Source organism: Ruegeria arenilitoris, from assembly GCF_013032445.1.
Taxonomy (GTDB): Bacteria; Pseudomonadota; Alphaproteobacteria; order Rhodobacterales; family Rhodobacteraceae; genus Ruegeria; species Ruegeria arenilitoris_F.
In genome coordinates, this window is the sequence record NZ_WQCA01000001.1 from 393058 (window position 1) to 407298 (window position 14241).

13 protein-coding genes and 1 pseudogene are annotated in these 14241 nt (G+C 59.5%); 4 read left to right on the forward strand and 10 right to left on the reverse strand.

Features of this window, described 5'->3' with window-relative positions; translation table 11 throughout:
- Positions 1–83: 83 nt before the first annotated feature.
- Positions 84–365 (forward strand): hypothetical protein, encoded by a 282-nt coding sequence (locus GOW98_RS01890; protein WP_170329358.1) that lies wholly within the window; start codon positions 84–86, stop codon positions 363–365.
- Positions 366–383: 18 nt separating this feature from the next.
- Here GOW98_RS01890 and GOW98_RS01895 read toward each other — a convergent pair whose 3' ends face one another.
- The 9 genes from GOW98_RS01895 to GOW98_RS01935 form a co-directional block, all read right to left on the reverse strand.
- On the reverse strand, positions 384–1154 hold the full coding sequence (locus tag GOW98_RS01895; protein ID WP_170329359.1) for an alpha/beta hydrolase: 771 nt from the start codon (positions 1152–1154) through the stop codon (positions 384–386).
- Between the two features lie 58 nt (positions 1155–1212).
- Positions 1213–2358 (reverse strand): iron-containing alcohol dehydrogenase, encoded by a 1146-nt coding sequence (locus GOW98_RS01900; protein WP_170329360.1) that lies wholly within the window; start codon positions 2356–2358, stop codon positions 1213–1215.
- Positions 2355–3737 (reverse strand): aldehyde dehydrogenase family protein, encoded by a 1383-nt coding sequence (locus GOW98_RS01905; RefSeq protein ID WP_170329361.1) that lies wholly within the window; start codon positions 3735–3737, stop codon positions 2355–2357. The genes GOW98_RS01900 and GOW98_RS01905 overlap by 4 nt, the downstream gene beginning before the upstream one ends.
- A gap of 94 nt (positions 3738–3831) precedes the next feature.
- Entirely contained in the window at positions 3832–5193 is a 1362-nt protein-coding gene (locus GOW98_RS01910) for a glutamine synthetase family protein (protein ID WP_170329362.1), read from the reverse strand.
- 57 nt (positions 5194–5250) lie between these two features.
- Positions 5251–6936: a Na/Pi cotransporter family protein gene (locus GOW98_RS01915; RefSeq protein WP_170329363.1), complete on the reverse strand. Its 1686-nt coding sequence runs from the start codon at positions 6934–6936 to the stop codon at positions 5251–5253.
- Positions 6937–7082: 146 nt separating this feature from the next.
- A complete protein-coding gene (locus GOW98_RS01920; protein WP_170329364.1) occupies positions 7083–8117 on the reverse strand; it encodes a TRAP transporter substrate-binding protein in 1035 nt (344 codons plus the stop codon).
- A 51-nt stretch (positions 8118–8168) separates the two neighbouring features.
- On the reverse strand, positions 8169–9488 hold the full coding sequence (locus GOW98_RS01925) for a TRAP transporter large permease (RefSeq protein ID WP_170329365.1): 1320 nt from the start codon (positions 9486–9488) through the stop codon (positions 8169–8171).
- Entirely contained in the window at positions 9485–10057 is a 573-nt protein-coding gene (locus GOW98_RS01930) for a TRAP transporter small permease subunit (protein WP_170329453.1), read from the reverse strand. Before GOW98_RS01930 ends, GOW98_RS01925 begins: the two co-directional genes overlap by 4 nt.
- 8 nt (positions 10058–10065) lie before the next feature.
- On the reverse strand, positions 10066–10878 hold the full coding sequence (locus GOW98_RS01935; RefSeq protein ID WP_170329366.1) for an N-formylglutamate amidohydrolase: 813 nt from the start codon (positions 10876–10878) through the stop codon (positions 10066–10068).
- 67 nt (positions 10879–10945) lie between these two features.
- Here GOW98_RS01935 and GOW98_RS01940 point away from each other — a divergent pair, with 67 nt between their 5' ends.
- Entirely contained in the window at positions 10946–11845 is a 900-nt protein-coding gene (locus tag GOW98_RS01940) for a MurR/RpiR family transcriptional regulator (RefSeq protein WP_254437873.1), read from the forward strand.
- A 57-nt stretch (positions 11846–11902) separates the two neighbouring features.
- A pseudogene (locus tag GOW98_RS01945) lies at positions 11903–12649 on the forward strand (hypothetical protein); the annotation flags it as partial.
- 7 nt (positions 12650–12656) lie between these two features.
- Here GOW98_RS01945 and GOW98_RS01950 read toward each other — a convergent pair.
- On the reverse strand, positions 12657–13331 hold the full coding sequence (locus GOW98_RS01950; RefSeq protein ID WP_170329367.1) for a TIGR04283 family arsenosugar biosynthesis glycosyltransferase: 675 nt from the start codon (positions 13329–13331) through the stop codon (positions 12657–12659).
- Between the two features lie 73 nt (positions 13332–13404).
- On the opposite strand from GOW98_RS01950, the gene ygfZ reads away from it, so the two are divergent.
- On the forward strand, positions 13405–14142 hold the full coding sequence (gene ygfZ, locus GOW98_RS01955; RefSeq protein ID WP_170329455.1) for a CAF17-like 4Fe-4S cluster assembly/insertion protein YgfZ: 738 nt from the start codon (positions 13405–13407) through the stop codon (positions 14140–14142).
- Positions 14143–14241 lie beyond the last annotated feature (99 nt).

Here is a 14241-nt window from a genome sequence, read left to right on the forward strand (position 1 = left end):
AAACCGTCATTCAAGAACGACATTTGAGGTTCCGAGCGTCCAAGGCCGAAAAAGACCTACAGATATTCGAACGGGAGGACGACATGAAGACATTAACCCTCGGGCTGGCCTTTGCCCTGCTGGCCACCCAAGCCCCGGCGCAGCAGATGCTCAGCACCGCATCCCCAATTCCGGAAGGGGCCGAGAAACGGTTCTGCTATTACGACGGTATGGCCTATTCGCAGGACGCCTTTGTCCTGCTGACTGGCGACAATACCGTCACCGAAACGGTCAGCACGATTCAAGAGCGTCTGCTGCGCTGTCACCGGGAAGGCGACGGCACTCTCAAGTGGAAACCGCAGAGCACGTTCTCGACCAATAACTGAGCCCGCAGGGTGGGCGTTCTAGCCCACCTTCTCGTCCAGCCAGTCGGCGATTTGGCCTGCGGGCTTCTCCCAGCCGGGTTCCATGAACAGGAAATGCGCGTGGTCTTTGACGGGCATGAAGGTCGCGCGATCTCCGTATAGATCCGCCAGCGCGCGACAGGTGTCGGGGTTCACCGCCCGATCCTCGGCGCCCGAGACGACCAGCACGGGGCAATCGACCTTGTCGATATCCACCTTCATCGCGTGGTGGTCGTCGAACATCCAGAAGAACATCTCAAACATCACCCGACCGCTTTCGGCGCCGAGGCGATCGAACACAGCGTGCTGCTGCGCCTCGGGCATTTTGTTCAGCGCGAAGGGGGCCATCAGGTCGAACTCGACCCGCATGGGCTGTTTCCAGAAGGCACCACCCTCCATCAACGCACGCGGGATGGCGCGTTCGTCATCGGTTTCGGGCAACGTCCCCCAGGCGGCGTTCGGGTTGATCAGCACGATGGCGCTGGCTAACCCGCGAGACGCCACCTGCTGCGCCACCACCCCAGCGATGGCGTGGCCGAGCAGCACCGGTTTGCTGTCCAACCCCTGCACGAATTCGGCGATGTCGTTGGCATAGTCCATGACGCTGGTGTCGGTCAGGCCGGGATCGGGTTCGGCCTTTGGATCTCCGCCATGATAGCGCAGGGCCGGGGTGTGCACCGTCCAGCCGCGGTCGCGGAAGAAACCCGCGTAATCTTCCATACACCACGGCCCGGCAAAGGCCCCGTGGATCAGAACAATCTCTTTGGTCATCAAAATCTCCCTCACCTCTGATCAGTATGAGAGGTGAGGGATGGGTTCGGCAAGCCTGTTACAGCGCCGCTTTGAACAGCGTGGTCAGGTTGTCTTCGGTCAGTTCGATCGGGTTGCCACCGCAGGACGGGTCAATGATCGCACCTTTGACCAGTTCGGGGATCGCCGTTTCGGTCACACCCAGATCGGACAGTTTGCGCGGAATACCCAGCTCATCGTTGAACTCCTGCACAAAGGCGCGGAAGCCGTCGAAGCCGCCGTTTATGTTCAGATAGGCGGCTGCGGATTGGAACCGATCCGCGATGGCAGACGCGTTGAACTCCAGCACGGCAGGCATGCAGACCGCGTTAGTGGTGCCGTGATGGGTGTTGAAATGCGCGCCAACGGGGTGGCTCATGGCGTGGATGGCGCCGAGGCCTTTCTGGAAGGCGGTAGCCCCCATCGCAGCCGTGCTCATCATCTGAGCGCGGGCCTCGATGTCGGATCCGTCGGCATAGGCGCGCGGCAGGTATTCCATCACCAAACGCATCCCTTCCAGCGCGATACCCTGGCTCATCGGGTGATAGTGCGGGCTGGAATACGCCTCGACACAATGCGCAAATGCATCCAGACCGGTGCCTGCGGTGATGAACTTGGGCATCCCAACGGTCAGCTCTGGGTCACAGATCACCACTGTCGGCAGAACCTTGGGGTGGAAGATGATCTTCTTGGCGTGTGTCTCGGAATTGGTGATGACGCTGGCGCGGCCCACCTCGGACCCCGTTCCAGCCGTCGTTGGCACGGCAATGATCGGGGCGATGGCATCGGCGTCCGCTCGGGTCCACCAGTCTCCGATATCCTCGAAATCCCAGACAGGGCGTGTCTGACCAGCCATGAAGGCCACCATCTTGCCCAGATCCAGCCCTGAGCCACCCCCAAACGCGATCACCCCGTCATGGCCACCTGCCTTATAGGCCGCAGCACCCGCGTCGAGGTTCTTTTCATTCGGGTTTGGGTCCACATCGCTGAACAATCCGCGGCCCAGACCTGCGGCCTCCATAATGTCCAGCGTCGCGGTGGTGATCGGTAGATTGGCCAACCCCTTGTCGGTCACCAGCAGAGGGCGCTTCATGCCAGCCGCCGCGCAGGCCTCGGGCAATTCCTTGATACGGCCAGCACCGAACTTGATTGCGGTCGGGTAGGACCAGTTTCCAACAAGGCTCATGATGTCACCTTCTTTAGATGGTAGGATTTGGGGCGGGTGAGGTTGTGATAGCCGATGACCGAAAGACCACCCCCACGCCCGGTATTCTTGCAGCCAGTCCAGCACAGGCCCGGGTCCAGATAGTCGGCCCGGTTCATGAACACAGTGCCGGTTTCGATCTGGTCACCCACCCGTGCCGCGCGATCTACATCGCGGGTCCAAAGGCTGGCGGTCAGGCCGAACTCACTGTCATTCATAAGCGCGATGGCTTCTTCGTCTGAGGACACCTTCATGATGCCCACGACCGGGCCAAAGCTCTCATCCCGCATCACCCGCATATCATGAGTAACATTGGTCAGGATCTGAGGGGTCAGGTAGGCGCCACCGTCATCTTCGGGGAAAGTGTCGATATGGGTCACTGCTCCGTCTGCGACTGCCTCGGCAATCTGCGCGCGAACCTCGTCCGCGAAGCGCACATTGGCCATCGGGCCGATTGTCGTCTCAGAATCCAGCGGGTTGCCCAGTTTGTAGCCCTTCACGACTTCAACTGCCTTGGCGACGAAATCGTCATAGAGGCTTTCATGAACGTAGATCCGCTCGATCCCGCAGCAGCACTGGCCCGAGTTGAACATCGCCCCATCGATCAGAGTATCAACTGCGGCATCCAGATCAGCGTCATCCATCACATAGCCGGGGTCCTTGCCGCCCAACTCAGTCCCGACGCCGGTAAAGGTGCCTGCAGCTGCCCGTTCCATCGCCTGCCCGCCACCGACCGAGCCGGTGAAGTTCACGAAGTCAAACGCATTGCCCGCGATCAGGTCATTGGTCACGTCATGGCTCAGGAACACATTCTGGAACACGTCCTCTGGCACACCTGCCGAATGGAACGCCTGCGCCATCTGCTCGCCCACTAGCAGGGTTTGCGTGGCGTGTTTCAGGATCACGGTATTCCCCGCGATCAGCGCCGGGGCAACCGTGTTGATCGCCGTCATATAGGGGTAGTTCCACGGCGCCACCACAAACACCACGCCATGCGGGATGCGCTTGATATAGCGCTTGAAGGTCTCATCCTCGCCCACCGCGATATCGGCCAGCGAAGCTTCGGCGATCTCGGCCATATGACTGGCGCGCTCGTTGAAGCCGCCAAACTCTCCGCCATAGCGCACCGGGCGCCCCATCATATGGGCCAGTTCTGGGACGATCTCGTCGTTCATTGCGCCAACTGCGGCCACTCCGGCCATCACAAGATCAATCCGCTCCTGCATAGGCCGTGCCGCCCATGCGGCCTGTGCCGCGCGGGCCCGGCCTGCAACCTCAAACGCCGCGTCCCGAGACAACACTTCCCGCTCAGCAAAAACCGATCCATCAATCGGTGAGACACATTTCAACATCTGCCCCATATCCACTCCATTTCCGAAGGAAACAGGATCCCCTGCTTCATCTGGCCAAAAATATCCCGGGGAGCGCGAGGGGCTGGCCCCTCGCTCCTACCCTCTAAGCTCGCTCGAAACCGCGAGCAACTTCCCAATCGGTCACCACGCGTTCGAATTCCTCAATCTCGACCTCCGCCGCACGGGCGTAGTGATCGACTACCTCATCCCCCATTGCCTCGCGCAACATGGCTGAGGCAAGAAGCGCCTCGCGCGCTTCGCGCAGGTTGCCGGGGATCATGCCGGTATCGCCCTGATAGACGTCACCTGTGGTCGGTGGCTGCAACTGCAGCCCCTCTTCGAAGCCCGCAATCCCTGCAGCCAGCATTCCGGCCATCGCCAGATAGGGGTTCATGTCGGACCCTGGAATCCGGCATTCCACCCGCACCGCTTTTGTACCGTCACCGCACAAACGATAGCCCGCAGTCCGGTTGTCCACCGACCAGATGATCCGCGTGGGCGCAAAGGTGCCTTTCATAAAACGCTTATAGCTGTTGATGTAAGGCGCCATGAAATAGGTGTAGTCCGGGGCGTATTTCAGCAGCCCGGCCATGTAGCTTTTCATCAGCGCTGACATACCCAGCTCATCCGCAGCATCGTAAAACGCCGGTTGCCCATCGGCCCAAAGCGACTGATGCACGTGCGAGGAACTACCCACCTTGTCGTGATGCCACTTCGGTAGGAAAGTTGCTGCGTGGCCGTGCTGCCAGGCGATCTCTTTCACCGCGTTTTTGGCGATCGAGTGATACTCGGCTGTCTCCATCGCACCGGCGTATTTGATGTTCAGCTCTTCCTGCCCGGTTTCGGCCTCACCCTTTGAATTTTCGACCGGAATACCCGCGTTCCACAAATGGTTGCGGATCGGGCGCATCACATGCTCTTCCTTGGTGGTCTGCAGGATGTGGTAATCCTCGTTGTACCCCGAGATCGGTTCCAGATCGCGGAAGCCTTCCTTGCGGATCTGGTCAAAGCTTTTCTCAAACAGGAAAAACTCCAGCTCGGTGGCGCACATGGCGTCATAGCCCATCGCCTTAAGACGGTTGACCTGTTTCTTCAGGATCGAGCGCGGCGCATGGGGCACTTCTTCATGCGTATGGTGATCCAGCACGTCACACATCACCATCACTGTACCTTCCAGCCACGGCACCGGGCGCAGGGTGCTGAGATCGGGTTTCATGACATAGTCGCCATAGCCCCGTTCCCAACTAGTGGCCGCAAAACCATCTGGCGTCGCCATCTCAAGATCGGTGGCCAGCAGGTAATTGCAACAGTGGGTTTCCTGCCACGCGCCCGCCACGAAATGCCCGGCATGGAACCGCTTGCCCATCAACCGCCCCTGCATGTCGACCATGCAGACCAGCACGGTATCCACCTCGCCTGCGTCAACCTTGGCTTTCAGGTCGTCCAAACGCGCTTCATTGCCCATCCCGTTCATCCTTTGTCACCCTCCGAGACCCCGGTCTCGCGCTCCCTTTCGCAGCCGTCAGTCATCGGCCGCGTCCTTTTCCATTTCCATCACCAAACGCGTCTCAAGAACCTGTCCACTCTTGTAGAGGATCGGATAGGCGACGGCGGCTATATGGCCGTGCAGATCTCGCATGGCGCGCAACGTCTCAAGATGCAGATCGCTGGATTGGAAGCTTTCGGTCTGCCCCCGCTCCAACCGTTTCAGATGCGCCTTCCGGCTGCGACGAGACAAGCGTTTGACCTCGGCCTTGTCCAGAACCAGCCGGCGGGCGCAGTCCATGTCATCGACCAGCAGCACGTGACGGGCCAGAGAGAAGCTTTCCAGAATGGCCGCGTGCAGATCGGTCAGTTCTTTCCACCCCTGCGCGGAAAACTCGGTGCGCTCGGTGTGTTTGATCTGGGCGGTGCGGGTCATGCGGTTGGAAACCACGTCGCCTGCCGCCTCAAGCCGGATGGCATATTCCACCAGACCGCGCGCTGCCTTGATCTGCGCCTTGCTCATGTTCTGGCGTGGCATCCGTGCGACAAAGCGGCGGATTTCGGTGAGTTGCGCGTTCACCCTTTCATCCTGCTGCCACAGGGCCGAGATGGCATCGCTGTCATCCTGCTCATAGATATCCAGCACCGGGCGGAACATGCGTTCGACCTGCGTGACCATCTGCAATAGCTCATGCCGGACCGAGGACATCGCGACATTCGCCCCAGATGCGCTGGGATCGCTCAACGGGCTGAGCGCATCCGTAAACTGATCCATCACGTTTGCCTCGACCTTCGGTTCCGGCAGCAACAGGGCCATTGGCCGTTCCATCCAGTTCACGAAACCGGTGGCCAGCACAAAGACAGTCAGGTTGAAGCCGATATGGGCCAGGATCAGCGACTGCCCTGCCCCTGCGACCATCAGCGCTTCATGCGCGCCGGTCACGTTAACCACGATCAGCATCACCAAGGCTGCACTGCCCCGCAGCAGCAGGTTTGCCCAGGGAATGCGTCGGGCCGAGATGGTCATGTCACGCGTCAGCCAGATCGGGATGAAAGCCGAGCCCAGATTGGCCCCCAGCACCAGCGACAGCCCTGCGGCAAAGGGGATTGCTCCGACTTGCACCAGCGTCACGCACATCAGGATAGTCGCGACCGAACTGTGCATGACAAAGGCCAGCACCGCGCCCACGATGAACGCACTGAAATAGTCGCTTTCAAGATAACCCGCGATGGCCGGCAAAAACGCGCTTTCACGGATTGGATCAACCGCATCGCGCAGAAACTGCAGCGACACCAGAATGAAGGCAATGCCCAGAACGATCCGCCCGATAAGCCGCACATTGGCTCGGTCGGACTTGAGGTACAGCCAGCCGCCCAGCGCCAGCAGCACCGGTTGCAGCCACCCCAGATCGTAGGACAGCACCTGAATGACCAGCGCCGCACCCAGATCGGCACCCAGCACCCCGGCCAGCGCAAGGCCAAACGTGACCATCCCCGCCGCGGCAAATCCAGTCAGCAGAACTGTTACTGCGGCCGAGCTTTGCAGGATCGTGGCCAGAACCATACCGGCCCCACCCGCCACAAATGTGTTCGAGTGGCGCGTCAGGATCGATTGGAACAGTGCCCCAAAGCGCCGTTCAATCCCTGTGCGCACCAGTCGCACGGCAAACAGCAGCAACATGGTTGCCGCGAAAATCTCGATCAAAAAGCCTGCTATAGCCATCCGTTCACACCCCGCTGATCCGGGTCGCACCACCGCGCGCCCGGAGTTTTCTTTTCTGTGTCTGAACGGATGCTAGCATTCGCAAAGTCGTTTCCTGTGGTTCGATTCCGGCGCGTGGTATCGCTAACGCGCCGGAATCGGGTCATTTAGCCATAGCGATAGGGCCGTCCAGCCTTGAGCATTTCGGCATTATAGCGCTTGAAGATATCGACAACCTTAGCCTTGGTCTCAGACTCAGCGGCAATTTCATCCCAAAACTTGACCGCAGCTTCCTCGACCGTTGCCCATTCTTCGTCCGGGATGGTGGTCAGCTGCATCTTGGTGCCGTTGACGCGCAGATTGGCCTCTCCGCCCCAATACCACCACTGACGATAGTAGTGCGATTGATCACAGCAAACCTTGAACAAGGTCTGCAGGTCTTCAGGCAGTTCGTTCCAGCGGTCCATGTTGGCAAAGAAGTGCCCCGCCCAGGCGCCAGAGATATTGTTGGTCAGGAAATAGTTGGTCACATCGGCCCAGCCTACGGTGTAGTCCTCGGTGATGCCCGACCATGCGATGCCGTCCAACTCGCCGGTCTGCACCGCGACTTCGATATCTTCCCAAGGCAGGGTAACAGGCACCACGCCGAATTGCGACAGGAACCGGCCCGCCGTCGGGAAGGTGAAGACGCGCTTGCCCTGCAAGTCTGCGAGGCTGTTGATCGGGTCCTTGGTGGCGAAATGGCACGGGTCCCATGCACCAGCGCTGATATGTTTGACGCCGACCTTGGAGTATTCCTCATCCCAAATCTCGTTCAGGCCCCACTGGTTGAACAGGACCGGCACGTCCAGCGAATAACGCGAGGCAAAGGGGAAATAGCCGCCGAACACGGTGACCTCGGTGGGCGACGCCATCGAGTCATCGTCCGATTGCACCGCGTCGATGGTGCCTTTCTGCATGGCGCGGAACAGCTCACCCGTCGGTACCAGTTGGTCCGCATAGAACAGCTCGATCTGCATCCGGTCGCCGGCGATCTGGTTGAACATCTTGATGGCCGGGTCAATCACGTGCTCGGCCAGTGCAGGGCCGGCATAGGTCTGCATCCGCCACGTGATCGTGCCTTGCGCCAGCGCGGGCGTGGCCAGCGGTGCGGCGGCAACGCCCACCCCGGCGGTCTTCAGAAACTTACGTCTTGTCGTCATGTCAATTTCCTCTCCGTTGAAGTTTGCGTGCCCATTCACCGGGCATTCTTGTTAATTCCCATAGACATAGCCGGGCAGCCACAAGGCAATTTCCGGGAATATCATTATAATAATCAGGGCCAGCACCATCACGCCGACAAACGGAATGATTGAGCGGTAGATGTCCTTCAACCCGATCTCGGGTGGCGCCATCGCGCGCATCAGAAACAGGTTATAACCGAAGGGCGGTGTCATATAGGCGATCTGCGTGGTGATCGTGTACAGCACCCCGTACCAGATCAGGTCAAACCCCAACGCACCGACCAGTGGCACATAAAGCGGGGCCACGATGACCAGCATCGCAGTGTCATCCAGAAACGTACCCATGACGATAAAGCTAAGCTGCATCAGGATCAGGATCATCCAGGGCGACAGGCCGAGCTGTTGCGTGAATAGGTTCTCGATCGCTTTCACTGCACCGAGGCCGTCGAACACGGCGCCAAAGCCCAGCGCGGCGAGGATGATCCACATAAACATGCAGGAAATCGCCAGCGTTTGCTTGGTGCAGTCTTCGAAGATCTTCCACGTCATACGGCGTTTAATGACCGAAACGACCAGCGCCGTCAGTGCACCGATGGCCGAGCTTTCCACCAGCGAGGTCCAGCCATTCACAAAGGGCACCATCATGGCAGCGAAGATGATCAGCGGCAGAGCCCCTGCCCCAAGCAGGCGGATTTTCTCGGACCACGGTACTTCGTGCGCGTCTTCCATCGCAGGGCCGAGTTCAGGCTGAATACGGCAGCGAATCCAGATGTAGAGGATAAACAGGCCCGCCATCAGCAGACCCGGCAGGATGCCTGCCAGCCACAACTGCCCGACCGGCTGCCGCGCAATCATCGCGTAAAGCACAAGCACCACCGAGGGAGGCACGAGGATACCCAGACTCGACCCGGCCTGGATGACACCGGTCACCATGGTCTTGTCATAGCCCCGCCGCAGCAACTCAGGCAGCGCAATGGTCGCGCCGATTGCCATACCCGCAACGCTGAGGCCGTTCATCGCCGACACCAGCACCATCAACCCGATGGTGCCTATAGCCAAGCCGCCATTTAACGGCCCCATCCAAACATGGAACATGCGATACAGATCATCGGCCAGGCGGCTTTCGCTCAGCACATAACCCATGAAAATGAACATCGGCAGCGTCAGCAGCGGGTACCATTTCATCAGCTTCATCGCGGCTGAAAACGTGATGTCCTGCCCGCCTGTTCCCCACAGCGCCAGCGCAGCGATGGTGGCAACCGCGCCGATCGCGCCAAAGACACGCTGGCCGGTAAACAGCATCAGCATCATCAGCGCGAACATGAAGATGGCGATAAATTCCTGGCTCATGCCCGGCTCACCCCGATTTCCTGCCCGTTGATCCGGGCTATGTCTTTGAAGAATTCCGAAATCGCCTGCAGCAGCATCAGGAAGAAGCCGAACACCATGATGGCCTTGATCGGCCAGATATAGGGCCGCCACGCGGTCGAAGACCGCTCCAGCCGTCCGATCTCTTCACTGCCGGTCAGCAGGCCGGTGAAATACGAGACCGGCGCGTCGCCCCAATAGCCAAGGCTATAAGCTGTCGACCCCAAACCGCCGTATAACAGCACACTCAGATACAGGATCAGCAACAGCACGGTGAAGGCGTCGAACCACGCTTTCTTTTTGTGGCTCCAGTTGTGGTAAAACAGGTCCATCCGCACGTTCGAGCCCAGCTGGACCGAATACGGCCCGCCGACGATGTAGTATGTCACCATCGCGAACTGCGCCATTTCCAGCGTCCAAAGAGACGGCAGGAAGAACGTCTTCGAGATCGAGGACCACAGCAGGATGCCCATCATCACGAACAGGCCCCACATCATCACCCGACCGATCCGGTAATTGATCGCATCGACCACCCGCACATATGACGCCATCACCTTGATCACGCGAAACCCCCTTCGTCGAACCCAGCAAGGGTGCGGTCGATCCATGGCACCAGATGCTCGGCCATGGCCCGTTGCTGCTGTGGCGTGCGGATCAGATCGTTGCGGATCTCGATCATGACATTCAGCAATCCGCTTGGGTAAGCCTGCGCATCCAGCGTATGTGCTACTCCATCCGCTGCGGAATAGGGTTCGTTCAGACGGGTCACAAAGGATGGTTGCGCGGGCACTGCCTCCGACATCGCCATAGCAAACCGATCGTCACGGCCATGCAGGATACCAAGCTCGACCGAGCGTTGCAGGCCATGAAAAACAGGCGTGAAACTGTGCACGGTCACCATCAGCTGCAGCGACGGGCTGTGCTGCGCGATCTGGCCTGAGACAGCCTGCGTGAAGGGAACATATATGTTCTCGACCCGCACCTGACGCTCATCCGGTGTCATACGGGCGTTGGCAGGGATGTCGTACTGCTCGCTTTTGACCGGCATGGCACCGACAGCCTCAGGCGGGCGGTTGCAGTCATAGACCAGTCGGGACACTCCTCCATGCACCAACGGTGCGGACATCAAACCAGCCATGTGCTGCGCAACGCCCAGCGCGCCGGGATCCCACGCGATGTGGCTTTCAAGCGCCTCGTTCGTCAGCCCCATATCTCTCAGAAATACCGGAATACGGTTCGAGGCATGTTCACAAACCAACAGCACCTTTGGTGCGCCGTCCGCGTTATCCGTGTGAACAACCGTTCCGAAGTCCAATGTGCCGTCCTGCGATTCCGTGAATGTGAATTGTGGAAAAATTTCCACATGATACATTCACCTGTCAATAATTTTCCTGTAAAGATTTCTTCAGAGCAAGTTGTGCTGAAAAATTCTGCACAACTTGCCTAAATTGCTGCAGGAGGACCCACAGGTGCGGGTAACGGACAGGCTGCTGGCCCATCGGGACAAGATGACCCCGTCTGAAAGGCAACTTATCAGCGTCCTGTTGGACGACTACCCCATGGCGGGGCTGGGCAGCATTACGGAACTGGCCAGCGCGGCTTCGGTCTCAACCACAACCGTCGCGCGGATGCTGCAAAAGACCGGGTTTGGAGGCTACCCACAGTTTCAAGCGGCGTTGCGGGGTGAGGTCAAAGAGATGATCTCTGGGCCCGCCGCCAAACGCGACGTCTGGCAAAACGACCTGCCGGAAGAACACATTCTGAACCGCTATTCCCAGCAGGCGCTGGCCAATCAAAAGCGCACGATTGATGAGGTCGATCCGGCAGAGTTTGACAGCTTTTGCAACCTACTCTGCGATCCCAACCGGCGCATTTTCATCACCGGGGGGCGCATCACCGGCGCGTTGGCCCAATACCTATACTTGCACCTGCAAATGATCCGCCCAGATGTTCGGATGCTGCCTTTTGCGGCGTCGTGGACCCATGACTTGTTGGATGTGCGCAAGGACGACGTGCTGATCGCGCTGGATGTGCGGCGCTATGAGAATTCGACCATGTTGATCGGGCAACTCTGTCAGGAACGCGAGGCCGAGATCGTGCTGTTCACCGATCAATGGCGCTCGCCCATTCACAGACTGGCAAAGCACACCTTTGCGGCGCGCATCGCAGTTCCGTCGGCCTGGGATTCGATGGCGTCTATTCTGGTTCTGATGGAATGCGTCATCGCCGAAGTACAGGAACGACTGTGGGATTCGGTCAAGGACCGCACCGCCGAGCTGGAACAGGCCTTTGACCGCACCAAACTGTTCCGGAAATTCGGCCAAAGCTCTGGCTCTTAACTACAACTGCCCGTGAGGAGTGTTGCCAGCACGCTGGCAGGTGGTCACTTTGGTGTCATGAACTTTGTGACCGAAAACCAGTTGCCGCTGCTGATCCTGTTCTTTTTGGCCGGATCGATCGGCACCGCGTTTCTGTTTCGCAAACCGGCGGGGCACCGGGCGTGGAAACTGGCGGATCTGGTTTGGGTTGTCCTTGGTGGGATCGGGGCATTGCTGGCGGTTCTTGCAGGCCTCTATACCTCAGACAGCTCGCGGCTGGACCGGCAGATCGACGTAGCCTATGCCGCCACGCTGGCCTTTGACCGTGATGCGGCACGGTTCCGGTTGCGGTTCTGCGATCCAGCCTATGACCCGGACACCGCTGTCTTGTGCGACAGGGTCGAGTTCCTGTCTGCCTCAACGGCCAGCAATGCCGACCTGCCCCTGTTCATCGCGGTGACCAATGAGGTCGCCCCGCTGCAAGGGCTTCATTTTCTATTCGGGCGCCAGGAAAAGGAAGAGATAGACCAGATGGCCGCCAAGGCCGACGCGTTTAATATCGACCAGTTTCTTGTCTTCACGACGCTGGATGAAACAACCCAGACCGCTATCGACAACATGCGCCGCAAGGTTCCCGCCATCGCAGGGGATTATCTGATCCTGGCCCAAAGCTATGATGATTTGGTCGAACAGGTCGGCAAGTTGAAGGACGAATGGGAATACCTGCAGGCCAACGCGCATATTCTGGTGCTGCAGATCATCGCCCTGTGTCTGGTCAGCTTTGCCGCACCGTTCCGTCTGGGCAAATCCGTGGTTGAGCTGCGAACGACCCTTACCGCCGATACGCCTGCGCCAGTTGCTCCGGATCGGCCCCAAGAAAATACCGGGTCAGAGTCCACAGATTCCGCGCGCCCCGACGCAGCCACCCCACCCGCGCATAACGCTCCGCACTCGTAACAGCGCGGGTGTTCAGCAAGGTGACGCGCGGCAAGGCACGGACCAGCGCTACGTCCTCCATCAGTGGCTGATTGGGGTAACCTCCGACTTTTTCGTACATGCGGCGCGGCACCAGCAACCCTTGATCTCCATAAGGCAGGCCAAACACCCGGCTGCGCAGATTGGCCCAACCCGCGACCCATGCGGGCCAGAACCCTTTTGCCCCAAAGGTCAGACGAAAGGCCGCCGGTTGGCCAGTGGCGAGGTGTTCGGCCACTTCTTTGGCCCACCCCTCTTGCAGCACGGTGTCGGCGTGCAAGACCAACAACCACTCGGCCTTGGCAGCCGCACAACCCCGCCGCAACTGCCCCCCGCGTGAGGGCGCGCTGGTGACGATCTCGGCCCCGGCCTCGTCCGCGATTTCCAGTGTAAGGTCGGTTGATCCGCCATCAGTGACGATTAACTCGCGGATCAGCTCGGTGTGCAGGCCTTCCATCAGTGCTGGCAAGGTTTCCGACAGGGCCTCACCCGCGTTCAGGGTCGGGATGACGATGCTGATCGGTGCTGGCAAGGTGGATACCCTCTGGTCATGGCGGCGGGAACTCCTATATCACGGGGCCGAGGGAAATGACGAGGACCACCCGATGCCCAATCGCCGTATTCTGCGCCTTAGCGGCTCGGACAGTGACAGCTTTCTTCAGGGGCTGGTGACCAATGATATTGAAGGGCTTGATGGCGGGCTTGTCTATGCGGCCTTGCTGACCCCGCAGGGCAAGTATCTGGCCGATTTCTTTTTGAAACGTGAAGGCGACGTGATCTTGCTGGATGTCGCAGAAGAGATCGCCGACGGCTTTGTCAAACGGCTGAGCATGTACAAGCTGCGCGCCGATGTATCGATTGAGGATAGTGGCCTAAACCTGCAACGCGGCACCGGTCCTGCACCCAAAGGCGCCCTGCCCGACCCGCGCCACCCGGATATGGGCTGGCGGGCCTACACGCCCGAGGCTGAAACAGATGACGGCACCGATTGGGATACCATCCGTGTGCAGCACTGCATCCCGGAAACCGGCATCGAACTGACGCCCGACAGCTATATCCTTGAATCCGGGTTCGAAGCGCTGAACGGTGTTGATTTCAAAAAGGGCTGCTATGTCGGGCAAGAAGTCACCGCCCGGATGAAGCACAAGACCGAGCTGCGCAAAGGGTTGCGAAGCGTCCGTGTTGAAGGCTCGGCACCGGTCGGGACGGAAATCACGTCCGGCGGCAAACCGGCGGGCACGTTGTTCACCCAGTCGAATGGTCAGGGAATCGCCTATCTGCGCTTTGATCGTGCGACCGGAGACATGCAGGCGGGTGATGCCACGGTTACCCTGACGGCGTAACATGTTGCGATTCCGGCACGGCTGGCTGCTGGCCGAACACCGCCCCGTTTAACCGGACCTTCGGCGCTGCCACACTGCGGTCAGTTCACTGAACGGATG

What these genes read in the sequence shown, in the direction of transcription:
- GOW98_RS01915 (WP_170329363.1), bottom strand. Translation starts at nt 6,936, where the DNA reads ATGGCTATAGCAGGCTTTTTGATCGAGATTTTCGCGGCAACCATGTTG.
- GOW98_RS01910 (WP_170329362.1), bottom strand. Translation starts at nt 5,193, where the DNA reads ATGGGCAATGAAGCGCGTTTGGACGACCTGAAAGCCAAGGTTGACGCA.
- GOW98_RS01900 (WP_170329360.1), bottom strand. Translation starts at nt 2,358, where the DNA reads ATGAGCCTTGTTGGAAACTGGTCCTACCCGACCGCAATCAAGTTCGGT.
- GOW98_RS01925 (WP_170329365.1), bottom strand. Translation starts at nt 9,488, where the DNA reads ATGAGCCAGGAATTTATCGCCATCTTCATGTTCGCGCTGATGATGCTG.
- GOW98_RS01905 (WP_170329361.1), bottom strand. Translation starts at nt 3,737, where the DNA reads ATGGGGCAGATGTTGAAATGTGTCTCACCGATTGATGGATCGGTTTTT.
- GOW98_RS01890 (WP_170329358.1), top strand. Translation starts at nt 84, where the DNA reads ATGAAGACATTAACCCTCGGGCTGGCCTTTGCCCTGCTGGCCACCCAA.
- GOW98_RS01920 (WP_170329364.1), bottom strand. Translation starts at nt 8,117, where the DNA reads ATGACGACAAGACGTAAGTTTCTGAAGACCGCCGGGGTGGGCGTTGCC.
- ygfZ (WP_170329455.1), top strand. Translation starts at nt 13,405, where the DNA reads ATGCCCAATCGCCGTATTCTGCGCCTTAGCGGCTCGGACAGTGACAGC.
- GOW98_RS01935 (WP_170329366.1), bottom strand. Translation starts at nt 10,878, where the DNA reads ATGTATCATGTGGAAATTTTTCCACAATTCACATTCACGGAATCGCAG.
- GOW98_RS01895 (WP_170329359.1), bottom strand. Translation starts at nt 1,154, where the DNA reads ATGACCAAAGAGATTGTTCTGATCCACGGGGCCTTTGCCGGGCCGTGG.
- GOW98_RS01930 (WP_170329453.1), bottom strand. Translation starts at nt 10,057, where the DNA reads ATGGCGTCATATGTGCGGGTGGTCGATGCGATCAATTACCGGATCGGT.